Here is a 22,010-nt window from a genome sequence, read left to right as displayed (position 1 = left end):
CCGATGAGACCACGCCGCGGCTTCACGCTGATCGAACTGCTGGTGGTGCTGGGCATCGTGGCCCTGCTGCTGACGCTGGCCGTGCCGCGCTTCTTCCCCAGCATCGACGGCGCGAAAGAGACCATCCTGGCCGACAACCTGCGCAATACGCGCGCCGTGGTCGACCAGTACCGCTCCGACACCGGGCGCTATCCGGAATCGCTCGAGCAGCTGGTCGACGAAAAATACCTGCGCGAGATCCCGCTCGACCCGGTCACCGAAAGCCGCGAGACCTGGATACTCGAGGCGCCGCAGGACGGCGAGCAGGGGGGCTTTTCCAACCTGCGCAGCGGCGCGCCCGGCAACGACCGGCGCGGGCGTCCCTACCTGGAGTGGTAGTGAAAGCGCGGCGCCAGGCCGGTTTCACCTATCTCGGCCTGATCATCTTCGTGGCCATCATCGGCCTGGTGGGGGCGGCCACGCTCAAGATCGGTTCGCTCCTGCAGCGCGCCGCCGCCGAGGAAGAATTGCTGGAGATCGGCGCCGCCTTCAGCGCCGCGCTCGACAGCTACGCCGCCGCCACCCCGCGCGGCGGCTCGCCGTATCCGCCGTCGCTGGCCGAACTGCTGAAAGACCCGCGCTCGCCCGCCGTGCGGCGCCACCTGCGCAAGGTCTATGTCGATCCGCTGACCGGCAAGGCCGAGTGGGGCATCGTCTACCTGGGCGGCGGCGAGACCGGCGTGGTCGCCTTCCACAGCCTGTCGACCGCCAGGCCGCTGAAGATCGCGAACTTCGACAGCCGCTTCAAGGGCCTGGACAACAAGGAGATGATCTCGGAGTGGCGCTTCAGCGCGGGCGAGCGCAGCCTGGCGCCGGCCGTCCCGACGACGCAGTCGGGCGGGCCGGGCGTGCCGCCGGCGCCACCGGTCCAGGAACCGGCGCCGGCCGTGGCGCCGCCGCCGCCCGCACCCGCACCGGAAGCCGAGCCGGAACCCAAACCCGTGCCCGAACCCGAACCCGAGCCCGAACCCGAACCCGAGCCCGAGCCGGCGGAACAAGCCGCGTCGCCAGCCTAGCCGGCGTCAGACGAGTTCGAGCTCGATGCCGCGCAGGACCGCGCGCACGCGGTCGCGTACGCCGAGCTTGGACAGGATGCTCGACACATGGTTCTTGACCGTGCCCTCGCTCACGCCGAGGGCGGCGCCGATCTCGGCGTTACTGAGTCCGCCGGCCATCAGGGCGAGGATCTCGATTTCGCGGCGCGTCAGTCCGGCCGCGCCGGCGGCTGCTGTTGCGCCATGCGTGCGCTGGTAGGATGCCCGCACGCGTTCCGTCATGCCGGGCCGGAACAGGGTGGCGCCGCCGGCCACGGCGCGCAGGCCCTCCGCGAGCCGTTCCAGCGAAATGTCCTTCAGCAGGAAGCCGCGCGCACCAAGGCGCATCGCCTCGAACAAGACCGCGTCGTCGTCGAACGTGGTCAACATGATCGTCGGCGGCAGCGCGGCGCTCTGGCGGCGCAACAGGTCGACCCCGTCACAGCCCGGCATGCGCACGTCGAGCAGGAGCACGTCCAGCGCGTGCGTGGCCAGCATCGCGCGCGCCGCGTCGACGTCGGCCGCTTCCGCCACCACGCGGATGTCGTCGGTCAGGTCCAGCAGCCCGCGGATGCCGCTGCGCACCAGGGTCTGGTCGTCGACCAGGCCGACGCGGATCATGCCGCGCTCCCGGCCTGCGGCACGCGCATCTCCAGCCTGAATCCCTTGCCCTCATCGGGCCCGCAGCTCAGCGTGCCGCCCAGTTCGGCCAGGCGCTCGCGCATGCCGCGCAGGCCGTTGCCTTCGGCGGCGCCGGGCTTGCCGCAGCCGTCATCGACGACGCGGGCAACCGTCATGCCGTTGCGGTTCTCGAGGACGATGTCCAGACGCCTTGCCTGCGCGTGGCGCAGCGTGTTCGTGATGGCTTCCTGGATGCAGCAAAACAGCGCGTGCGCCACCGGCGTCGGCTGGCATGCGGCTGCGGCGTCGACGCGCAGGTCGACCTTCAAGGCCGGAAGCCCCGCGCACAGCATCCGCAAGGCCTGCGCCAGGTCGATCGGGCGGTCGTCGCGCGTGCTGGTGACGACGCCGCGCACCTGGGCCAGCAGATCCTGGCTGACGGCGCGCGCCGTCGGCAGGGCAGGCGGGGCGGCGCTGCCGGCCTGGCGCAGCGCCAGGTCGAGATGCAGGTTCAGGGCCGTCAGGTGGTGGCCGACCATGTCGTGCAGGTCGCGTGCGATGCGCAGGCGCTCGCTGCCGCGGACGGTGTCGGCCAGCAGCGACTGGGTGGCCAGCACCTGGGCATGGGCGGCAGCCAGTGCCTGGCGCGTGCGGCGTTCGTACAGGACCAGGCGGCCGACGGCGGCGAAGCCGGCGACGACGACGGCGCGCTCGGCGCACAGGTAACCCAGCAGCGACCACTGCGCCGGCTGCGCCTGGCGCTGCGCGAGGTCGAGCACCAGCAGCAGATCGACGCCGGCGCCCAGCAGGTACTGGGTGGCCAGCCACGCCAGCGCCGTGCGCAGCGGCAGCAGCATGCCGATCTGAACGGCCACCAGCAGGTGGAAGGGCGTGGAATCGAGCGCCAGCGCGCACGCCATCTGCAGCGCCAGCAGCGCCGCACGCCGCCGTGGCAGGCGGGCCGCGCAGGCGGCGGCGGCCGCCGCCACGGCAAGCACGGCCACCGCCGTCTTCGCGATCGCATAGCACTGGAACACGGCCGGCCGCTGCGCGCCGCCAGTCCAGGCCAGCCAGTCCTGCGTCCCGACGACAGCCGCCAGCGCGGCCAGGCCGATCGGGTTGTGCAGCGGCGCCCGCTCCACGCCGGCGGCCAGGACGGCGGCGATGTCCAGGACCGCGAACAGCAGCGCGGCGACGCCGGCGAACGCCCAGGGTGGAATATGCGGCATGCTGGGGGCGGTGGGCGCGGGCATCATTGTTCGCATGGGGAAAGGGAGCAGTATTTTCGCAGATGCACTGAGGAAAGTCTGCTCGTTCCTGGCGGCGCCGTCAGAAGCCGAACTGGACGCCGACCTGCGCGCGGTTCTGGACGAAGCGGCGGTTCCCTTCGCGCACGCGGCCGTAGTGTTCCAGCTCGGCCGTCAGCGCCACCTGGTCGGACACGCGCCAGGCGACGCCGGCCCCCACCATCGGCTTGACGGCGGTCACGTGGAAGTCCTGCGCGCCGGCGCCGGTGAGCTCGAACCGGTTGCGCGCGACGCCAAGCCTGGCGAACAGGTCGACCGATGCCCCGACGGCGACCCTGCCGCGCAGCGTCGCATAGAAGGCGCTCATGTCGGCGCGCGGATCGGTGGCCACGCCGAAGCGCGCGCCGTCGAAGCGGAGCTTGCCCGTCGTTCCCGCGTAACCACCCTCGATGGCGAGGTGCCGGTTCAAGTCGTAGCCGGCATAGCCCTTGAACGCGACGACGTCGTTGTCACGGTCGACACGCTGGCCATCGCCGTTGGTGACGCTGGCTTTAGAAGGCCCGACGGCGAGGCCGATGTAGCCGCGTTCCTGCGCGCGTGCGGCGCCCGTGACGGCGAGAATGGCGATGAGGACGGCGGCATGGACGATTTTTTGCATGGTTGTTTTTCCGGTTCTGGTTGAATCGCGGCGCCCCCAAGGCGCTGCGAGTGGGGCGATTATCCGAAGCCGCGCGAAGGTCCGCATGTGCCGAAAGTCAGGATGCGAATCGGTGTCTTTACAGTGTCGGGATGATTGCCGGGCGACGCGGGAACGTGTTAGTTTTGTCACCGACCGTCGAACCCATTGATTGACCAACGCATTATCAACTGATGCCCGGATCTTTTCTAACCGCCGCCCGGTCTTCCTGGCGCACCTTGATCGCTGCACTGTCTCTCGTATTGACCCCGGCGCTGGCCGTGGCGGCAGAGAGCAATGTGCAGCAAAGCCCGCGCGCCACGGTGTCGCTGGTGAGCGAATACGCCGCCGTGAGTCCGGGCCAGGCGTTGCGCATCGGCCTGCGCCAGCGCCTGGCGCCGCACTGGCACACTTACTGGAAGAATCCCGGCGACGCCGGTTCGCCGCCGAGCATCACATTCAATGCGCCGCCAGGCGCCACGGTCGGCGAGATTGCCTGGCCGGGCCCCGACCGCTTCATCATCGGTCCGGTCGCCAGCTACGGCTACGAGAACGAGATCGTGTTTCCGATGGCCCTGACGGTGCCGCGGGATGCGCGGCCCGGCAGCCAGCTGGTTCTCGAGGCCGATGCCGACTGGGTGGTGTGCGAGAAGGAGTGCATTCCCGAGGAGGGCAAGTTCCGCCTGGCCTTGCCGGTCGAGGCGAGCGCCCGTCCGGCCAGCGCCGGGATCCTGGCCGCCTTCAAGAGCGCCGACGCGCGCCAGCCGCAGCCATCTGCCTGGCGCGCCTCGATGAGCGCCGGCGAATCGACCTTGCAACTGGCGGTCGAGGGCGAAGGCATTTCGCCGGCCTCGGTGCGATCGGCGCTGTACTTCCCGGACAGCTGGGGCGTCGTCGACCACGTGGCCGATCAGGCCTTGACGGTGGAAGAGGGCAGGCTCACGCTGGCGACGACCAAGGGCCAGGGCTACACGCCGGGGCCGTCCGCCGGCCTGCTGGCGATCACGGACGGCGGCGGACAGAAACGCTGGTTCGCGCTCGAACTCACGCCGGCAGCCGCCGCTCCCGCGCCCGCCACCGAGGCGCCGGCCACGTTGCCGCTGTGGCAGATGGCGCTGTTCGCCTTCCTGGGCGGCCTGATCCTGAACCTGATGCCCTGCGTGTTCCCGGTGCTGGCGATCAAGGCCACGGCGGTGGCCGGCATGTCGGGCGGCGACCGGCGCGCGGTGCGCCTGTCCGGCCTGTTCTACACCCTCGGCGTGCTGGCCGCCTTCATGGCGCTGGCCCTGGCCTTGCTGGCCGTGCGTCTGGGGGGCAGCGCGGTCGGCTGGGGCTTCCAGTTCCAGTCGCCGCTGTTCGTGGCGGCGATGTCCTGGCTGATGCTGACGATCGGCCTGAATTTGTCCGGCGTGTTCGAGGTGGGCGGCGCACTTGCCGGCGCGGGCCAGGGCCTCGCCGAGCGCAAGGGCCATGCCGGCAGCTTCTTCACCGGCCTGCTGGCGGTGGTGGTGGCCACGCCCTGCACCGCGCCGTTCATGGGCGCCGCGATCGGCTCGGCGCTGGTGGCGCCCGCTTATGTCAGCCTGGCGGTGTTCGCGACGATGGGCCTCGGCCTGGCCCTGCCGTTCCTGTTGCTTGGCATCTTCCCGGCGCTCGCCCGGCGCCTGCCGCGGCCCGGCGCGTGGATGGTGACCCTGCGCCAGGCGATGGCCTTCCCGATGTATGCGACCGCCGCCTGGCTGCTGTGGGTGCTGGCCCAGCAGGCGGGCGAGGCAGGCCTGCGCATGGCGCTCGCCGGGCTGGTGCTGGTGGGCCTGGTGGCCTGGCTGGTCGGCCTTGGCCAGCAGCGTGCGGGCAAGACATGGTGGCCGCGCGGCGCGGCGCTGGCGGGTGTCGTCGGCATCGTCGGCCTGATGGCCGCGCTGCATGGCGCCGGGCCGGTGGCCGCGGCCCCTGCGCAATCCATGCAGGCCGAACCCTACAGCGCCGAGCGCCTGGCCGCCCTACGCGCCGAAGGTAAACCGGTGTTCGTCAACATGACCGCCGCCTGGTGCATCACCTGCCTGGTGAACGAGCGCACGACCTTGTCGACGGCCGCCGTCCAGCAGGCCATGCGCGAGCGCGGCGTGGTCTACATGAAGGGCGACTGGACCAACCGCGATCCCGCCATCACGGCGTTTTTACAATCGTTCCAGCGCGACGGCCTGCCGTTCTATGCCTTCTATCCAGCCGGATCGGCGCCGGTGGTCCTGCCGCCGGTGCTGACCCAGTCCATCGTCACCGAGTCGTTCGAGCAGTAATCATTTACTCACAAGGAGAGATCATGAAAGCTTCCCCACGTCGCGCCATGCTGCGCACCACGGTATCGATGGCCGCCCTGCTGCTGGGCGCCGCTGCGGCGCCGGCGTTCGCCGCGCCCGCCATCGGCCAGCCGGCCCCCGCCTTCACGGCCGTCGACAGCAAGGGCAAGCAGCACAGCCTGGCCGACTACAAGGGCAAGGTCGTGGTGCTGGAATGGACCAACCACGATTGCCCGTACGTGAAGAAGCACTACCAGGCGAACATGCCGGCCCTGCAGAAGCAGGCGCAGGATGCGGGCGTGGTGTGGCTGAGCGTGATTTCGTCGGCGCCGGGCGAGCAGGGCCATGTGGACGGCAAGAAGGCCGATGAACTGACCGCCAGCCGCAATGCCGCACCGACAGCCGTGCTGCTCGACCCGCAAGGCACGGTCGGCAAGGCGTACGATGCGCGCACCACGCCGCATATGTACGTGATCGATGCGAAAGGCGTGCTGCGCTACGCGGGCGGCATCGACAGTATCGCGTCGGCCAAGCTGGAAGACATCGAGAAGGCCAGCCCGCTGTTCAAGACCGCGCTGGAAGCGGTCGTGAAGGGCGGGAACGTGGCCCAGGCCACCACCCGTCCTTACGGCTGCAACGTCAAGTACAAGTCCTGATCAATTGGCGCGGCGCCGGAAGTCGCGCGGCCGGAAGCCCAGCACGGCCAGCACGGCGAAATAGGCGAAGGCGCAGGCGCCGATGATGGCGAGCAGGGCGCCGATGCGCAGGGCCGGCGTCGCCTTCATCGCCGCCCAGTCGAACTGCGCCTGGCCGAACCAGGCGAGAAGCCCCATCACGCTGACCGCGACGGCCAGCTTGATGAAGAATTTCAGCCAGCCCGGCTGCGGCGAATAGATGCCGCGCCGGCGCAGGCCCACGTACAGGCAGGTGGCGTTGATGCAGGCGCCCAGGCCGATCGACAGGGCCAGGCCCGCCACCCCCAGGTCGAGCAGGTACACGAACAGCAGGTTCATCAGCTGGGTCGCGAACAGCACCATGATCGCGATGCGCACCGGCGTCTTGACGTCCTGGCGCGCATAGAAGGCCGGCGCCAGGATCTTCACGAGGATGATGCCGAGCAGGCCGGCGCTGTAGGCCATCAGGGGCATGGCCGAGTTGGCCAGCGCCGCATCGTCGAATTTGCCGTAGTGGAAGAGGGTGGCGATCATCGGCTCGGCCAGCGTCGCCAGGCCCACCGCCGCCGGCAACGCCAGCAGGAAGGTCAGGCGCAGGCCCCAGTTGAGCAGGGCCGCATACTCTTCGGTATTGCCTTCGCTATTGGCTTTCGACAGCGACGGCAGCAGGATGGTGCCCAGGGCCACGCCCAGCATCGCGGTCGGGAATTCCATCAGGCGGTCGGCATATTGCAGGGCCGAGACGGCGCCGGCCGCCAGGCTGGCGGCGATGCCGGTATTGATCAGCAGGCTGATCTGGGCCGCCGACACCGCGAACACGGCCGGGCCCATCTTTCTGAGCATGCGCCGCACGCCGGCGTCGCGCAGGCCGTGCATCGGGTTGAGCGAGATGCGCGGCAACATGCCGATCTTGACCAGCGAAGGAATCTGGATCGCCACCTGCAACAGGCCGCCGACGCAGACCGCGATCGCCATCGCATAGATCGGCTGCTCCAGGTAGTTGACCAGCACCAGCGAGGCGAAGATGAAGGACAGGTTCAGCAACACAGGGGTAAAAGCAGGCACCTTGAACTGGCGCCAGGTATTCAGGATGCCGCCGGCCAGGGCCACGAAGGACATGCAGGCGATGTACGGAAACATCATCTGCGTCATGATCACCGAGGCGTCGTAGGCGCCGGGCGTCTCGCGCAGATCGCCGGCGAGCAGCGTGATCAGGAGCGGGGCGCCGATGATGCCGACGATGCTGGTCAGCACCGTGGCCCAGATCAGGGCGGTGGCGACGTGGTCGACCAGGGTCTTGGTGGCCCCTTCGCCATGCTGGGTTTTATATTCCGACAAGATCGGCACGAAGGCCTGCGAGAACGCGCCTTCGGCGAACAGGCGGCGCAGCAGGTTCGGCAGGCGGAAGGCGATGATGAAGGCATCGGTATAGGCCGAGGCGCCGAAGGCGCGCGCGAACAGGCTTTCGCGCAGCAGGCCGGTGACGCGCGACAGCATGGTCATGCTGGAGATGGCGGCGAGGGTTCTGAGCAGGTTCATGGCGCAAGATTATACTTGGGCAACTCGTCCGTACGGACACGAATGACAGGTATCGGACGGTGCTCCGAAAGGCACAGTAAACCGACAATCTTTGAATTATGAATTGCTCCGAATTGAAACCTTCGCTATAATCGTGGGCTGTACTGAATTCTGTTAGCAGACACTAATCGTTGGGCAGGCACCGCATAGCCAACCCCGGCGCCAGTTTGACAGTCGCTAATGTTTGCAAACGCAACTTGACCCCGATTTAGGAAATTCCATGGCAAATACCGCACAAGCGCGCAAACGCGCTCGTCAAGCAGTTAAGCAAAACGCACACAACTCGTCGCAGCGTTCGACCCTGCGCACCGCAATCAAGGCCGTCCGCAAAGCCATCCAGGCTGGCGACAAGGCTGCCGCGACCACCATCTTCCAGCAATCCGTGTCGAAGATCGACAGCATCGCTGACAAGAAGATCATCCACAAGAACAAGGCAGCGCGCCACAAGAGCCGCCTGGCTGCAGCCCTGAAAGCACTGTCGGCTTAATAGCCCGTTTGCGACGCGGCCCGATGGGCCGCGACGGCAAAGTTCTGTGCAGTTGGAAAGACCCGCCCGACTTCGGTCCTGGCGGGTTTTTTTGCTTGGCGCTTCATTTTTCACGTCCCGGTTGTCGAACGCTTAAAAACTGGTAACCCGTGCAAAGCTCGGGCATAATATGGCGCGTCTTATGTCTTATAGAAGACTTCGGCGCCGACCGCGACGCCGCAGGGTGGATGTGATCACTCCTTTGCGATCTGCCATCCCGGAGTCCGGAGGGGTAGAATGTCCGGCATCAGCGCGGAGCGCCAAGGCGGAGCGCCAAGGTCTTGGCCTGTGGCCAATTGTCAGTTTTATACTCGCGACAGCGTTCGCGACTACCGAGGAAAATGTGCATGAGCAGTGATCAGACCATCATCTACACCCTGACCGACGAGGCGCCGCTGCTGGCGACCCACGCCTTCCTGCCTGTGGTCAGCACCTTCACCAAGCCGGCCGGCATCACGGTCGAGGCCAGCGATATCTCGGTCGCGGCCCGCATCCTGGCCGCCTTCCCGGAGAAGCTGACTCCGGAACAGCGCGTGCCCGACGCGCTGGCCGAGCTGGGCAAGAAGACGCTCACGCCGGAAGCCAACATCATCAAGCTGCCGAACATCAGCGCCTCGGTCACCCAGCTGACGGTCGCGATCAAGGAACTGCAAGAGAAGGGCTACAACATCCCCGATTACCCGGCCGATCCGAAGACCGACGAAGAAAAAACCATCAAGGCCAAGTACGGCAAGTGCATCGGCTCGGCGGTGAACCCGGTCCTGCGCGAAGGTAACTCGGACCGCCGCGCACCGCGCGCCGTCAAGGAATACGCGCGCAAGAATCCGCACTCGATGCAGCCATGGTCGCAGGCGTCGCGCACCCACGTCTCGCACATGACCCATGGCGACTTCTACCACGGCGAAAAGTCGATGACCCTCGACGCGGCGCGCGAAGTCAAGATGGAACTGGTCACCAAGAGCGGCCAGACCATCGTCCTGAAGCCGAAGGTCGCCCTGCAGGCCGGCGAGATCATCGATTCGATGTTCATGAGCCGCAAGGCCCTGCTGGACTTCTACGAAGCCCAGATCGAAGACGCGCACCAGACCGGCATGCTGTTCTCGCTGCACGTCAAGGCGACCATGATGAAGGTCTCGCACCCGATCGTGTTCGGCCACTGCGTGCGCATGTTCTACAAGGAAGCCTTCGAAAAGCACGGCGCCCTGTTCGACAGCCTCGGCATCAACGTCAACAACGGCATGGCCGACCTGTACAACAAGATCGCCGACCTGCCGTCGTCGCAGCGCGAAGAGATCATCCGCGACCTGCACGCCTGCCAGGAACACCGTCCTGAACTTGCCATGGTCGACTCGGCCAAGGGCATCACCAACTTCCACTCGCCGAACGACGTGATCGTCGACGCGTCGATGCCGGCCATGATCCGCGCCGGCGGCAAGATGTACGGCGCCGATGGCCGCCTGAAGGAAGTCAAGGCCGTCATCCCGGAAAGCACCTTCGCCCGCATCTACCAGGAGATCATCAACTTCTGCAAATGGCATGGCGCCTTCGATCCGAAGACCATGGGCACCGTGCCGAACGTCGGCCTGATGGCCCAGCAAGCCGAAGAGTACGGCTCGCACGACAAGACCTTCGAGATTCCCGAAGCCGGCGTGGCCAACATCACCGACCTCGCCACCGGCGAAGTCCTGATGAGCCAAAACGTCGAGCAGGGCGACATCTGGCGCATGTGCCAGGTCAAGGACGCGCCGATCCGCGACTGGGTCAAGCTGGCCGTGACCCGCGCCCGCAACTCGGGCATGCCGGCCGTGTTCTGGCTCGACCCGTACCGTCCGCACGAAAATGAGCTGATCAAGAAGGTCAAGGTCTACCTGAAGGAGCACGATACCAGCGGCCTGGACATCCAGATCATGTCGCAGGTGCGCGCGATGCGCTACACGCTCGAGCGCGTCAAGCGCGGCCTGGACACCATCTCGGTGACCGGCAACATCCTGCGCGACTACCTGACCGACCTGTTCCCGATCATGGAACTGGGCACGTCCGCCAAGATGCTGTCGATCGTGCCGCTGATGGCCGGTGGCGGCATGTACGAAACCGGCGCCGGCGGCTCCGCGCCGAAGCACGTGCAGCAGCTGGTCGAAGAAAACCACCTGCGCTGGGATTCGCTGGGCGAGTTCCTGGCCCTGGCCGTCTCGCTGGAAGACCTCGGCATCAAGACCGGCAACAACAAGGCCAAGGTGCTGGCCAAGACCCTCGATTCGGCCACCGGCAAGCTGCTGGACAACCGCAAGTCGCCATCGCCGAAGACCGGCGAGCTCGACAACCGCGGCAGCCAGTTCTACCTGTCGATGTACTGGGCGCAGGAGCTGGCCGCGCAGACCGAGGATGCCGAACTGGCCGCCAAGTTCGCGCCGCTGGCCAAGCAGCTGGGCGAGAGCGAAGCCAAGATCGTTGCCGAACTGCTGGAAGTGCAGGGTAAACCTGCCGACATCGGCGGCTACTACAAGCTGGACGAAGCCAAGGTGGGCGCGGTGATGCGTCCGAGCGCGACCTTCAACGCCGCGCTGCAATCGCTGGCGTAATCCGAAGCGCCAATGAAGAAACCCGCCGTACCGTGAGGTCGGCGGGTTTTTTTACATCGTTACCTCGGTATATTCACCCGGCATCAATGGATGCGTCGCCAGCGAAAACGGCCCGATACTGCTGCGCACCAGGCGCAGGGTAGGGAAGCCCACCGCCGCCGTCATCCGCCGCACCTGCCGGTTCTTGCCTTCTTCGAGCGTGATCGCGATCCACGCGGTCGGCTTGTCCTGGCGCGCGCGGATCGGCGGATTGCGCGGCCACAGCCACTCGGGCTCGGCGATGCGCACCGCGCGGCAGGGTTGGGTGACGAAGTCGCCCAGGTCGAGCGGGGCCTGCAGGCGCGCCAGCGCGGCGGCGTCCGGCACGCCATCGACCTGCACCAGATAGGTCTTGGCTTCCTTGTGGTCGGGGTGGGCGATCTTGTGCTGCAGCTTGCCGTCGTCGGTCAGCAGCATCAGGCCTTCGCTGTCGGCGTCCAGCCGGCCGGCCGGATAAATGCCTGGAATATCGAGATAATCGGCCAGCGATTCGCGGCCCTCCTGCGGCGAGAATTGGCACAGGACCTGGAATGGCTTGTTAAAGAGAATCAGGGGCATGGGAAAGCGTGTGAACGGATGAGGATAGCTGAGGCATAATGCAGGGCACGCCGATGTCTCGTGGCGGCATGCCGGGCGTCATTGTAAGCCAGTTCGCACCGCCGGCCGCCGCCTTAACTGGAGGAATGGATGGTCCAGCATATCACCGTCCCGGCCGCTGGCCGGAAGATCACCGTCAACGCCGACTTCACCCTGAACGTCCCGGACAATCCGGTCATTCCCTATATCGAGGGCGACGGCACCGGCGTGGACATCACGCCGGTCATGATCAAGGTGGTCGACGCGGCGGTGGACAAGGCCTACGGCGGCGCGCGCAAGATCAGCTGGATGGAAATCTTTGCCGGAGAGAAGGCGACGCAGCGCTACGGTGCGGACACCTGGCTGCCGGACGAGACGCTCGCCGTGCTGAAGGACTATGTGGTCTCGATCAAGGGCCCGCTGACGACGCCGGTGGGCGGCGGCATCCGCTCGCTCAACGTCGCGCTGCGCCAGGAACTCGACCTGTATGTCTGCCTGCGTCCGGTGCGTTACTTCGCCGGCGTGCCGTCGCCGCTCAAGCAGCCGGAAAAGACCGATATGGTCATCTTCCGCGAGAACTCCGAAGATATCTACGCAGGCATCGAATGGGAAGCCGGCTCCGAAGGCGCGCGGAAACTGATCGCTTACCTGGCCGAAGAAATGGGCGTCAACAAGATCCGCTTCCCGGACACCTCGGGGCTGGGCATCAAGCCGGTCTCGCGCGAAGGTACCGAGCGCCTGGTGCGCAAGGCGATCCAGTACGCCATCGACCATGACAAGCCTTCGGTGACCCTGGTCCACAAAGGCAATATCATGAAGTACACCGAAGGCGCGTTCCGCGACTGGGGTTACGCGCTGGCGCAGAAGGAATTCGGCGCCGAGCTGTTCGACGGCGGTCCGTGGTGCAAGGTGAAAAACCCGAAGACCGGGCGCGACATCATGATCAAGGATTCGATCGCCGACGCCTTCCTGCAGCAGATCCTGCTGCGTCCGGCGGAATACAGCGTGATCGCCACGCTGAACCTGAATGGCGACTATATCTCGGACGCGCTGGCGGCCCAGGTGGGCGGCATCGGCATCGCCCCGGGCGCGAATATGTCCGATTCGGTGGCGATGTTCGAAGCGACCCACGGCACGGCGCCGAAATACGCGGGCAAGGACTACGTGAATCCCGGTTCGCTGATCCTGTCGGCCGAGATGATGTTGCGGCACATGGGCTGGAGCGAGGCGGCCGACCTGATGATCGCCGCGATGGGCAAGGCCATCGTCTCGAAAAAGGTGACCTACGATTTCGCGCGCCTGATGGAAGGGGCGACCCAGGTGTCGTGTTCCGGCTTCGGCGAGGTCATGATCGAAAACATGTAGCCGTCATTTAATTCGCATGAGGAGAGGCCGTGAGCGAAGCATCGATCACCCAAGCCAAATACGAGAGAATCGGACGTTTTATTTATGCGTTTCAGAGGCATGCCGATCCGGAGCGCTTGCGCGCGGCGGCCGCGACCGGTGTGCTCCCGCCCGACCAGGCCGGGCGTGCGGCGGCGCTGGTGCGCCGCTACGACGAGGCGCTGGACGCGATCCAGCGCAACAGCCTCGCGGGCACGCTGGATGCGGTGAGCAACGAGCAATTGCAGGCGATTCTCGCCGACGCGCAAGCCTTCGTGCGCGAGAGCGGCTGGACGCATGAACAAGGGCACGACCGGTAGGCGAAAAAAAACCCCGCATGCGCGGGGTTCCTTGCTTCCGGGAGGGGAGAGATTACAGACCCTGGATGTTGGAAGCTTGCTTGCCTTTAGGGCCTTGCGTGACTTCGAATTGGACTTTTTGACCTTCTTTGAGGGTCTTAAAACCGTTCATGTTGATCGCGGAGAAGTGAGCAAACAGATCCTCGCCGCCGTCATCAGGAGTGATGAAGCCAAAGCCTTTGGAATCATTGAACCACTTAACAGTACCAGTTGCCATAAAAGAACTTTCAAATTTAACAAATCACACGAGCCATAAAAGCAAGAAGCTTCTTGCCCCCTCCTCAGCCTGCTCACTTCTTATCAACAAGTACATAAGTACAATGTCAATAACTGCATTGTTGGTGGAATAATCACTGAAGTCAAGCGCTTTTGCGTGCCCATTGCCAAATATTTCCGGACCAACCCATCCACGGTCTTGATTTCCGCAATCGGAACGCCATCTGCGCAAATATCCGAAAACGCGTAAGATGGAAGCACCAGAAAACGAGCTGATGTTTACGCTTGGCACCAACCTCGGAAGTATTAGAATAACCCCATGGCAACGAAGCACGATACTGAACAACTGCTTGAGCGGCAGACCATCAAACCGCCTCCGCTGTACCAGGTGGCGCTACTGAACGATGACTACACGCCGATGGAGTTCGTGGTGGCCGTGATCCAGGAGTACTTCAACAAGGATCGCGAAACCGCAACCCAGATCATGCTCTCTGTTCACCGTCATGGTAAGGGTGTGTGTGGGGTGTTTTCCAAAGATATAGCGTGTACCAAAGTGGAGTTTGTCTTAACGCATGCGCGCAAGGCCGGGCACCCCCTGCAGTGCGTGATGGAGGAAGTATGATTGCGCAGGAACTTGAAGTATCCCTACACATGGCCTTTGTCGAGGCACGACAGGCACGCCACGAGTTCATCACCGTGGAACACCTGCTGCTCGCGCTACTCGATAATCCATCGGCCGCCGAAGTCCTGCGTGCGTGCGCGGTCAATATCGAAGACCTGCGCAAGACCTTGACTAATTTTATCGGTGATAACACCCCGACCGTGCCAGGCACGGGCGAGGTCGACACCCAGCCGACGCTCGGCTTCCAGCGCGTGATCCAGCGCGCGATCATGCACGTGCAGTCGGCCTCGAACGGCAAGAAAGAAGTGACCGGCGCCAATGTGCTGGTCGCGATCTTCGGCGAGAAGGATTCGCACGCCGTCTACTACCTGCACCAGCAGGGCGTGACCCGTCTCGACGTCGTCAACTTCATCTCGCACGGCGTGCGCAAGGACCAGCAGATGGACACCCAGAAGGCGTCCGAAGGCGTGGAAGAAGCGCAGGTCGAAGGCCAGGCGAAAGAGTCGCCGCTGGACCAGTTCACCCAGAACCTGAACAAGGCGGCTGCCGACGGCAAGATCGATCCGCTGATCGGCCGCGAGGAAGAAGTCGACCGCGTGATCCAGATCCTGTGCCGCCGCCGCAAGAACAACCCGCTGCTGGTGGGCGAGGCCGGCGTGGGCAAGACCGCGATCGCCGAAGGCCTCGCCTGGCGCATCGTGCAAGAGGACGTGCCCGAGATCCTGCAGAACGCCGTCGTGTTCTCGCTCGACATGGGCGCGCTGCTGGCCGGCACCAAGTACCGCGGCGATTTCGAGCAGCGCCTGAAGGCCGTGCTCAAGCAGATCAAGGACACCCCGAACGGCATCCTGTTCATCGACGAGATCCACACGATCATCGGCGCCGGCTCGGCCTCGGGCGGCACGCTCGACGCCTCGAACCTGCTGAAACCGGCACTGGCCAATGGCCAGCTCAAGTGCATCGGCGCGACCACGTTCACCGAATTCCGCGGCGTGTTCGAGAAAGACCATGCGCTGTCGCGCCGGTTCCAGAAAGTCGACGTCAATGAACCGTCGGTCGAGCAGACCGTGGCGATCCTGCGCGGCCTCAAGTCGCGCTTCGAAGAGCACCATGGCGTGAAATACTCGGCGTCGGCGCTGTCGACCGCGGCCGAACTGGCGGCGCGCTTCATCAACGACCGTCATTTGCCGGACAAGGCGATCGACGTGATCGACGAAGCCGGCGCGGCCCAGCGCATCCTGCCGAAGTCGAAGCAGAAGAAAACCATCGGCAAGACCGAGATCGAGGACATCATCGCGAAGATCGCACGGATTCCCCCGCAAACGGTCAACCAGGACGACCGCAGCAAGCTGCAGACGATCGACCGCGACCTGCGCAACGTCGTGTTCGGGCAAGACCCGGCGATCGAGGCGCTGTCGGCCGCGATCAAGATGGCGCGCGCGGGCCTCGGCAAGACCGACAAGCCGATCGGCTCCTTCCTGTTCTCCGGTCCGACCGGCGTCGGCAAGACCGAGGTGGCGAAACAGCTGGCCTTCATCCTGGGCATCGAGCTGGTGCGCTTCGACATGTCCGAGTACATGGAGCGTCACGCGGTGTCGCGCCTGATCGGCGCGCCGCCGGGCTACGTCGGCTTCGACCAGGGTGGCCTGCTGACCGAGGCGATCACCAAGAAGCCGCACACCGTGCTGCTGCTGGACGAGATCGAGAAGGCCCATCCCGACATCTTCAACATCCTGTTGCAGGTGATGGACCATGGCACCCTGACCGACAACAACGGCCGCAAGGCGGACTTCCGCAACGTGATCATCATCATGACCACCAATGCGGGCGCCGAAAGCCTGACCAAGCGTTCGCTGGGCTTCGTGGATTCGCGTGCGACCGGCGACGAGATGGCCGACATCAAGCGCATGTTCACGCCGGAGTTCCGTAACCGCCTGGACGCGATCATCAGCTTCCGCGCGCTGGACGAGGACATCATTCTGCGCGTCGTCGACAAGTTCCTGATGCAGCTCGAAGAGCAGCTGCACGAGAAGAAGGTCGAAGCCGTCTTCACCGAGAAGCTGCGCAAGTTCCTCGGCCAGAAAGGCTTCGATCCGGCGATGGGCGCGCGTCCGATGTCACGCCTGATCCAGGACATGATCCGCAAGGCGCTGGCCGACGAGCTGCTGTTCGGCCGCCTGGTCAACGGCGGCCGCGTGACGGTCGACCTGAACGAGAAGGACGACGTGGTCCTCGAGTTCCCGGAAGGCGACGCACTGCCGCCACCGGCGCCGGCAGAGACGGTCGAGATCGAGTGATTGCCCTCGACTGAGCCGGAACGGGGCGGCATGCCGCCTTGTCCAAGCAAGCCCGCACACGAAAGTGTCGCGGGCTTTTTTTGTGTCGCATGAATCGTCATGGGGAGGTGTAACGCAATCATGATCGGGAGTGGCGCAGTTAAAGTGTAAAAACCAGACAAAATATCCCCAACTTGGGTACACTATATGAAAGCCACCTTCATCGAACTTCCCCCGTTCGAGCGGCTGCGCAACGCATACTTCGACGACGAATCGTTCAAGGATCTGCAGAGCGAGATGATGAAGGACCCGGTTGCCGGGGCTGTCATCAAGGGCACGGGAGGACTTCGGAAAATCCGGTATGGCGATGAACGGCGTGGCAAGGGAAAGCGCGGCGGCCTGCGCGTCATCTATTTCTGGAAAGATGCCAACGACCAGTTCTGGCTATTCACCGTCTACGACAAGGATCAGGCCGACGATCTCACGGCAAGCGAACGCAGATTGCTGAAACAGCGGCTTGAGTTGGAAATCACGGCAAGGAGTACCGAAAAATGACCAAGCGAAATATTTTTACTGAGCTGATGGAAGGTTTCGATGCGTTGGAAGATGCTCGGCAAGGGAAAGTCACCCTACGCACAACCGAGGTGGAACTGAAGGCGCCGCCTGTCATGACCGCGGCCGGCGTGCGTGCAGTGCGGGAAAAGCTTCGCGTATCGCAACCGGTATTCGCACGCAAACTGCGCACCAATCCCCAGACGATCAAGAATTGGGAGCAGGGTACGGCAAAGCCGAATGCTCAAGCCGCCATTCTCCTCAGCCTGATCGATCGAAACCCCAGCCTGATCGACGACATTGCAGCACTTTGATGAGATGTGGTCGTTTTAAAAACTTACTGGATTTTTATGCAATAAGATTTATAAAGAATTATGGTAATTCTTGAAATGTGAGTTCATGACGGTGTCATATAACATTTCTACACTCCTCGCATCGTTGTCCCACCTTCTCACGGACCACCAATGCGACTTGCACAGCTCAACACCTCCGCCAAGCTCATCGGCGCCTTCGGCATCCTTTCCCTCGTCATCGTGATCATTGCCGCCGTCGCGGTATGGCGCATGCACGCGGCGGATGTCATCACCTCCAATCTGGTCGACGACAAGCTGGCCAAGCAGCAGCTGGTGTCCGACCTGCTCGGCATCGAACGCCTGAACGGTTCGCGCACCGTCTCGATCGCGCGCAGCGACAGCCTGGAACTGGCCGACTACTTCCAGGCCCAGCTGGCCGAAGGCCGCAAGAACATCGCCGCCATCGAGGAGAAACTGGCCAAGCTGCCGGTGTCGGAACGCGAACGCGCGCTGCTGCAGGATGCGGCCCGTCACAAGGCCGCGCTGGGCACGGTGCAGGAAGCGCTGTTCAAGGCCAAGGACCTGGGGCAGACCAGCCTGGTCGAGGAAATCCTGACCAGGCAATGGGAGCCGGGCTACAAGGCCAAGGTCGGCGCGTTCGAAGCCTTGCTCGCCTACGAGAGCAGCGAGGCGCACCGCCTGGCCGACGAAACGAGCGCCGCGTCGAGCTTCAGCAAGATCCTGCTGCTGGGGCTGGGCGGCGCGGCGCTGCTGGTCGGCGTCGGCCTGGCCTGGGCCTTGAGCCGCAACCTGGTGGCGCCGCTGCAGCGGGCCGCCATGCTGGCCGAGCAGGTGGCGAAAGGCGACCTGCGTCCAACCATCCAGCACGGGCGCAGCGACGAGATAGGCCGCCTGTTCGACGCCCTCAATGGCATGACCCATGGCGTCTCGAACACCGTGTCGCAGGTGCTGGTCGGCGCCCAGGCGATCGATTCGGCCTCGAGCGAGATCGCCGAAGGCAACCAGGACCTGTCGACCCGCACCGAGCGCCAGGCCGACGCGCTGCGCCAGACCGTGAGCGCGATGGACGAGTTGAGCGAGGCGATCGCCAGCAACAACGCCAATGCGCGCCAGGCCAATGCCCTGGCCCAGACCGCGTCCGGCGTGGCCACCGAAGGCGCGAGGGCGGTCGAGCAACTGGTGGCGCGCATGGGAGCGATCAAGGCATCCGCCGCGCGCATCGTGGACATCACGGGCATGATCGACAGCATCGCCTTCCAGACCAATATCCTGGCGCTGAACGCGGCGGTGGAAGCGGCGCGCGCCGGCAGCGAAGGTCGCGGCTTCGCGGTGGTGGCGAGCGAGGTGCGCAACCTGGCCCAGCACTCGGCCGGCGCGGCCAAGGAAATCAAGAAGCTGATAGGCGAGTCGTCGAGCGAGATCGAGGCCGGCACCGGCATGGCCGAATCGGCCGGCTCGACCATGCGCGCCATGCTCCAGCACGTGCACGAGGTGGCCGGCATCCTCGGCCAGATCCACACCGCCAGCGCGGGCCAGGCCATGGGTGTCACCCAGGTCAGCAAGTCGATCGCGGAGATCGACATGTCGACCCAGCAGAACGCGGCGATGGTGGAAGAAGCCGCCGCAGCGGCGGCCTCGATGCGCCAGCAGGCGGCGGAGTTGTCGGCGCTGGTGGCGACGTTCAAGTTGCGCAGCGCGCTGGCCGCGTCGGAGCAGCCGCATCAGCGCCTGCTCGAAGCGGCTTGATCGACGTTCAGATCGCGGCCAATGCGCGGCGCAGATCCTCGCGCTGGTCGTCGATGTGCTCGATGCCCACTGACAGGCGAATCAGCCCGTCGCCGATGCCGAGTTCGGCTCGCTGCTCCGGCGGAATCGTGGCGTGGGTCATCAGGGCAGGATGCTCGATCAGGCTTTCCACGCCGCCCAGGCTCTCGGCCAGGGTAAACACTTCGCAGGCCTCCAGGAAGCGCCGCGCGCCGGCGATGTCGGTGTCGAGGTCGATCGACACGATGCCGCCGTAGCCGTGCATCTGGTGGCGCGCCAGCGCGTGCTGGGGATGCGATTCCAGCCCCGGGTAATACACTTTGCGCACTTGCGGCTGCTGCTCGAGCCAGCTGGCCAGCAGCAGGGCGTTGGCGTTGCTGCGCTCGACACGCAGGGCCAGCGTCTTGATCCCGCGTAGCACCAGGAAGCTGTCGAACGGGCCCTGGATGGCGCCCACGGCGTTCTGGATGAAGCCGAGCTTCTCGGCCAGCCCGGTCTGGGCATCGCCGGCGCCGACCACGGCCACGCCGCCGATCACGTCCGAGTGCCCGTTCATGTACTTGGTGGTCGAGTGCACCACGATGTCGAAGCCGTGTTCCAGTGGACGCTGGTTGATCGGACTGGCGAAGGTGTTGTCGCACACGCTGACGATGCCGCGCGCGTGGCAGACGCCGGCGATCGCCGTCAGGTCGGCCAGCTTGAGCATCGGGTTGGTCGGGGTCTCGACCCACACCATGCGCGTCTCGGGCTTGATGGCGGCGGCCAGCGCGTCGGGGTCGGACAGGTCGACGTAGCTGAACGACAGCCCGGCGCTGTCGCGGCGCACGCGCTCGAACAGGCGGTAGGTGCCGCCATACATATCGTCGCCGGCCACGATGTGCGAACCGGCGGGCAGCAGCTCGAGCACCGCCGCGATCGCGGCCAGGCCCGAGGCGAAGGCAAAGGCGGCGCGGCCGCCCTCGATGTCGGCCACGCAGCGCTCGAGCGCCCAGCGCGTCGGATTGTGCGAGCGGCCGTAGTCGAGGCCCTTGTGCACGCCGGGGCTTTCTTGCCGGAAGGTCGAGGTGGCGAAGATGGGCGGCATCACGGCGCCGGTGGCCGGTTCGGGCGCCTGGCCGCCGTGGATGACGCGGGTGGCGAGGTGCCGTTTGAATTCGATTGGAGGAGTCAACGGAGTAGTCAAGACAAGGTCCTTCGCAGATGGTTGAGCAGGTCGTAGCGCGTGATCAGGCCGTAGAAGGTCGGCCCGTCGGCGATGACGGCGGTCAGGCCGCGGTCGAGGATCTCGCGCAGCTGGCCCATGCTCGCCGCCGGATGCAGGGTTTGCAGTTCGGACGTCATGGTGCCGGACACCGGCGCATTGAAGCGCGCGGTATCTTGCGTCACCTGGTGCAGCAGGTCGGATTCGTCGATCAGGCCCAGCAGCCGGCCGCCGGCGTCGACCACCGGCAGCTGCTGCAGGTCGCTCGAGCGCATGCGGTTGAAGGCGGTGAGCAGGGTGTCGTCGGGCGACAGCGTGATGACTTCGCCGGCGTCGTGGCGGCGGCCGATCAGGTCGCGCAGGTCGCCCGTTTTCGGCCGCGTGATCAGGCCCTGGTCGACCATCCAGCCGTCGCTGTACACCTTGGAGAGGTAGCGGGTGCCCGTGTCGCAGACGAAGGTGACCACGCGCTTGGGGCGGGTCTGCGCGCGGCAATAGCGCAGCGCGGCCGCCAGCAGGGTGCCGGTGGAAGAACCCGCCAGGATGCCTTCTTGCTGCAGCAGCAGGCGCGCGGTCGAGAAACTCTCTTCGTCGCTGATGGTGTAGGCGGTTTTGACGCGCGACAGGTCGGCGATGCCGGGGATGAAATCCTCGCCGATGCCCTCGACCGCCCATGAGCCCGCGTGCTGCGAGACGTGGCCGGTTTCGACGTACTCGGCCAGGATCGAACCCTTGGGGTCGGCCAGGACGAATTCGAGCAGGGGCTGGGTCTTTTTAAAATAGCGCGACAGGCCGGTGAGGGTGCCGGAGGATCCGACGCCGACCACGATGGCGTCGAGCTTGTGGTTGGTCTGGTCCCAGATCTCGGGGCCGGTGGTGGTTTCGTGGGCGCGCGGATTGGCCGGATTGTTGAACTGGTCGGCGAACCAGGCGCCGGGAATCTCCTTGGCCAGGCGCGCCGCGTAGTCCTGGTAGTACTCGGGATGGCCCTTGCCGACGTCGGAGCGGGTCAGGTGGATCTCGGCGCCGAGCGCCTTCAGGTGCAGGACTTTTTCGGCCGCCATTTTGTCGGGCACGACCAGCACCACGCGGTAGCCCTTGATGCGCGCCACCAGCGCCAGGCCCAGGCCGGTATTGCCGGCCGTGGCCTCGATCACGGTGCCGCCGGGCTGCAGCAGGCCGTCGTGCTCGGCCTGCTCGATCATGGTCTTGCCGATGCGGTCCTTGATGGAGCCGCCCGGGTTCTGCGATTCGAGCTTGAGGAACAGCTGGCAGGGACCGGTGTCGATCCGGGTGACTTCCACCAGCGGGGTATCGCCGATCAGCGAAAACAGTGCAGCTTGCGACGCATGTTGCATATTGCCTCCGTTAAGCCGACCAGCCGGCGCGGGTAGCGCAAGAGACCGCGGCAGGCCGGCGTGCTACGACGAACTG

General features: G+C 65.3%; 21 protein-coding genes. 13 read left to right on the top strand and 8 right to left on the bottom strand.

Annotated features, from left to right (window positions below):
- Positions 1–3 precede the first annotated feature (3 nt).
- Positions 4–378, top strand: coding sequence for a type II secretion system protein (locus LO55_RS25195; RefSeq protein ID WP_143054623.1), 375 nt, complete (start codon positions 4–6; stop codon positions 376–378).
- Positions 378–1,055 (top strand): type II secretion system protein, encoded by a 678-nt coding sequence (locus LO55_RS26840; protein ID WP_071363574.1) that lies wholly within the window; start codon positions 378–380, stop codon positions 1,053–1,055. The genes LO55_RS25195 and LO55_RS26840 overlap by 1 nt, the downstream gene beginning before the upstream one ends.
- 6 nt (positions 1,056–1,061) lie before the next feature.
- Here the strand turns inward: LO55_RS26840 and LO55_RS25185 are convergent, their stop codons facing one another.
- The 3 genes from LO55_RS25185 to LO55_RS25175 all read right to left on the bottom strand — a co-directional run bounded on the left by LO55_RS25185 (position 1,062) and on the right by LO55_RS25175 (position 3,599).
- A complete protein-coding gene (locus tag LO55_RS25185) occupies positions 1,062–1,694 on the bottom strand; it encodes a response regulator (protein WP_071363573.1) in 633 nt (210 codons plus the stop codon).
- Positions 1,691–2,923 carry a sensor histidine kinase gene (locus LO55_RS25180; protein WP_071363572.1) on the bottom strand — a complete coding sequence of 411 codons (1,233 nt, stop codon included), beginning with the start codon at positions 2,921–2,923 and terminating at the stop codon, positions 1,691–1,693. Before LO55_RS25180 ends, LO55_RS25185 begins: the two co-directional genes overlap by 4 nt.
- Positions 2,924–3,023: 100 nt before the next feature.
- On the bottom strand, positions 3,024–3,599 hold the full coding sequence (locus LO55_RS25175; RefSeq protein ID WP_071363571.1) for a porin family protein: 576 nt from the start codon (positions 3,597–3,599) through the stop codon (positions 3,024–3,026).
- Between the two features lie 257 nt (positions 3,600–3,856).
- Here LO55_RS25175 and LO55_RS25170 point away from each other — a divergent pair, with 257 nt between their 5' ends.
- Both LO55_RS25170 and LO55_RS25165 read left to right on the top strand, forming a co-directional pair.
- Positions 3,857–5,917 carry a protein-disulfide reductase DsbD family protein gene (locus tag LO55_RS25170; protein WP_229410233.1) on the top strand — a complete coding sequence of 687 codons (2,061 nt, stop codon included), beginning with the start codon at positions 3,857–3,859 and terminating at the stop codon, positions 5,915–5,917.
- A gap of 23 nt (positions 5,918–5,940) precedes the next feature.
- Entirely contained in the window at positions 5,941–6,573 is a 633-nt protein-coding gene (locus tag LO55_RS25165) for a redoxin domain-containing protein (protein WP_083415559.1), read from the top strand.
- Here the strand turns inward: LO55_RS25165 and murJ are convergent, their stop codons facing one another.
- Positions 6,574–8,130 (bottom strand): murein biosynthesis integral membrane protein MurJ, encoded by a 1,557-nt coding sequence (gene murJ / locus LO55_RS25160; protein WP_071363568.1) that lies wholly within the window; start codon positions 8,128–8,130, stop codon positions 6,574–6,576. It abuts the gene before it with no gap.
- Between the two features lie 259 nt (positions 8,131–8,389).
- Here murJ and rpsT point away from each other — a divergent pair, with 259 nt between their 5' ends.
- Positions 8,390–8,656, top strand: coding sequence for a 30S ribosomal protein S20 (rpsT, locus tag LO55_RS25155; RefSeq protein ID WP_005669248.1), 267 nt, complete (start codon positions 8,390–8,392; stop codon positions 8,654–8,656).
- A gap of 386 nt (positions 8,657–9,042) precedes the next feature.
- A complete protein-coding gene (locus tag LO55_RS25150) occupies positions 9,043–11,274 on the top strand; it encodes an NADP-dependent isocitrate dehydrogenase (RefSeq protein WP_071363567.1) in 2,232 nt (743 codons plus the stop codon).
- A gap of 51 nt (positions 11,275–11,325) precedes the next feature.
- Here LO55_RS25150 and LO55_RS25145 read toward each other — a convergent pair whose 3' ends face one another.
- A complete protein-coding gene (locus LO55_RS25145; protein WP_005669252.1) occupies positions 11,326–11,871 on the bottom strand; it encodes a pseudouridine synthase in 546 nt (181 codons plus the stop codon).
- 129 nt (positions 11,872–12,000) lie between these two features.
- On the opposite strand from LO55_RS25145, the gene icd reads away from it, so the two are divergent.
- Together icd and LO55_RS25135 are read left to right on the top strand one after the other, a co-directional pair.
- Complete coding sequence (gene icd / locus LO55_RS25140) at positions 12,001–13,254, top strand: NADP-dependent isocitrate dehydrogenase (protein ID WP_071363566.1); 1,254 nt, start codon at positions 12,001–12,003, stop codon at positions 13,252–13,254.
- 29 nt (positions 13,255–13,283) lie between these two features.
- Positions 13,284–13,592, top strand: coding sequence for a hypothetical protein (locus tag LO55_RS25135; RefSeq protein WP_071363565.1), 309 nt, complete (start codon positions 13,284–13,286; stop codon positions 13,590–13,592).
- A 52-nt stretch (positions 13,593–13,644) separates the two neighbouring features.
- Here LO55_RS25135 and cspE read toward each other — a convergent pair whose 3' ends face one another.
- Complete coding sequence (gene cspE, locus LO55_RS25130) at positions 13,645–13,848, bottom strand: transcription antiterminator/RNA stability regulator CspE (protein ID WP_005669258.1); 204 nt, start codon at positions 13,846–13,848, stop codon at positions 13,645–13,647.
- A 318-nt stretch (positions 13,849–14,166) separates the two neighbouring features.
- Between cspE and clpS the strand changes: the two genes are divergently transcribed.
- From clpS to LO55_RS25105, 5 genes are all read left to right on the top strand, one after another.
- Positions 14,167–14,469 (top strand): ATP-dependent Clp protease adapter ClpS, encoded by a 303-nt coding sequence (clpS, locus tag LO55_RS25125; protein ID WP_005669260.1) that lies wholly within the window; start codon positions 14,167–14,169, stop codon positions 14,467–14,469.
- Positions 14,466–16,766, top strand: coding sequence for an ATP-dependent Clp protease ATP-binding subunit ClpA (gene clpA / locus LO55_RS25120; RefSeq protein ID WP_071363564.1), 2,301 nt, complete (start codon positions 14,466–14,468; stop codon positions 16,764–16,766). Before clpS ends, clpA begins: the two co-directional genes overlap by 4 nt.
- A gap of 186 nt (positions 16,767–16,952) precedes the next feature.
- Positions 16,953–17,300, top strand: a complete 348-nt coding sequence (locus LO55_RS25115) for a toxin (protein WP_071363563.1) — start codon at positions 16,953–16,955, stop codon at positions 17,298–17,300.
- Positions 17,297–17,611: a helix-turn-helix domain-containing protein gene (locus LO55_RS25110; RefSeq protein ID WP_071363562.1), complete on the top strand. Its 315-nt coding sequence runs from the start codon at positions 17,297–17,299 to the stop codon at positions 17,609–17,611. The genes LO55_RS25115 and LO55_RS25110 overlap by 4 nt, the downstream gene beginning before the upstream one ends.
- Before the next feature lie 150 nt (positions 17,612–17,761).
- The gene (locus LO55_RS25105) at positions 17,762–19,357 is read left to right on the top strand and encodes a methyl-accepting chemotaxis protein (protein WP_071363561.1); all 1,596 of its coding nucleotides are present in this window, start codon (positions 17,762–17,764) and stop codon (positions 19,355–19,357) included.
- Between the two features lie 7 nt (positions 19,358–19,364).
- Here LO55_RS25105 and LO55_RS25100 read toward each other — a convergent pair whose 3' ends face one another.
- Positions 19,365–20,558 (bottom strand): trans-sulfuration enzyme family protein, encoded by a 1,194-nt coding sequence (locus tag LO55_RS25100; protein ID WP_229410232.1) that lies wholly within the window; start codon positions 20,556–20,558, stop codon positions 19,365–19,367.
- Positions 20,555–21,934 carry a pyridoxal-phosphate dependent enzyme gene (locus LO55_RS25095; RefSeq protein ID WP_071363560.1) on the bottom strand — a complete coding sequence of 460 codons (1,380 nt, stop codon included), beginning with the start codon at positions 21,932–21,934 and terminating at the stop codon, positions 20,555–20,557. Before LO55_RS25095 ends, LO55_RS25100 begins: the two co-directional genes overlap by 4 nt.
- Between the last annotated feature and the right edge of the window lie 76 nt (positions 21,935–22,010).

The organism is Massilia timonae, from assembly GCF_001866515.1.
Lineage (GTDB): Bacteria > Pseudomonadota > Gammaproteobacteria > Burkholderiales > Burkholderiaceae_D > Telluria > Telluria timonae.
The sequence above is the reverse complement of the archived record's forward strand: the minus strand, read 5'-3'. Positions and strand labels throughout refer to the sequence as shown.

Excerpts from the sequence above, each read along its gene's own strand:
- LO55_RS25195 (WP_143054623.1), top strand. The coding sequence starts at position 4 with ATGAGACCACGCCGCGGCTTCACGCTGATCGAACTGCTGGTGGTGCTG.
- LO55_RS25185 (WP_071363573.1), bottom strand. The coding sequence starts at position 1,694 with ATGATCCGCGTCGGCCTGGTCGACGACCAGACCCTGGTGCGCAGCGGC.
- LO55_RS25180 (WP_071363572.1), bottom strand. The coding sequence starts at position 2,923 with ATGCCGCATATTCCACCCTGGGCGTTCGCCGGCGTCGCCGCGCTGCTG.
- LO55_RS25175 (WP_071363571.1), bottom strand. The coding sequence starts at position 3,599 with ATGCAAAAAATCGTCCATGCCGCCGTCCTCATCGCCATTCTCGCCGTC.
- LO55_RS25165 (WP_083415559.1), top strand. The coding sequence starts at position 5,941 with ATGAAAGCTTCCCCACGTCGCGCCATGCTGCGCACCACGGTATCGATG.
- murJ (WP_071363568.1), bottom strand. The coding sequence starts at position 8,130 with ATGAACCTGCTCAGAACCCTCGCCGCCATCTCCAGCATGACCATGCTG.
- rpsT (WP_005669248.1), top strand. The coding sequence starts at position 8,390 with ATGGCAAATACCGCACAAGCGCGCAAACGCGCTCGTCAAGCAGTTAAG.
- LO55_RS25150 (WP_071363567.1), top strand. The coding sequence starts at position 9,043 with ATGAGCAGTGATCAGACCATCATCTACACCCTGACCGACGAGGCGCCG.
- LO55_RS25145 (WP_005669252.1), bottom strand. The coding sequence starts at position 11,871 with ATGCCCCTGATTCTCTTTAACAAGCCATTCCAGGTCCTGTGCCAATTC.
- icd (WP_071363566.1), top strand. The coding sequence starts at position 12,001 with ATGGTCCAGCATATCACCGTCCCGGCCGCTGGCCGGAAGATCACCGTC.
- cspE (WP_005669258.1), bottom strand. The coding sequence starts at position 13,848 with ATGGCAACTGGTACTGTTAAGTGGTTCAATGATTCCAAAGGCTTTGGC.
- clpS (WP_005669260.1), top strand. The coding sequence starts at position 14,167 with ATGGCAACGAAGCACGATACTGAACAACTGCTTGAGCGGCAGACCATC.
- clpA (WP_071363564.1), top strand. The coding sequence starts at position 14,466 with ATGATTGCGCAGGAACTTGAAGTATCCCTACACATGGCCTTTGTCGAG.
- LO55_RS25115 (WP_071363563.1), top strand. The coding sequence starts at position 16,953 with ATGAAAGCCACCTTCATCGAACTTCCCCCGTTCGAGCGGCTGCGCAAC.
- LO55_RS25110 (WP_071363562.1), top strand. The coding sequence starts at position 17,297 with ATGACCAAGCGAAATATTTTTACTGAGCTGATGGAAGGTTTCGATGCG.
- LO55_RS25105 (WP_071363561.1), top strand. The coding sequence starts at position 17,762 with ATGCGACTTGCACAGCTCAACACCTCCGCCAAGCTCATCGGCGCCTTC.
- LO55_RS25095 (WP_071363560.1), bottom strand. The coding sequence starts at position 21,934 with ATGCAACATGCGTCGCAAGCTGCACTGTTTTCGCTGATCGGCGATACC.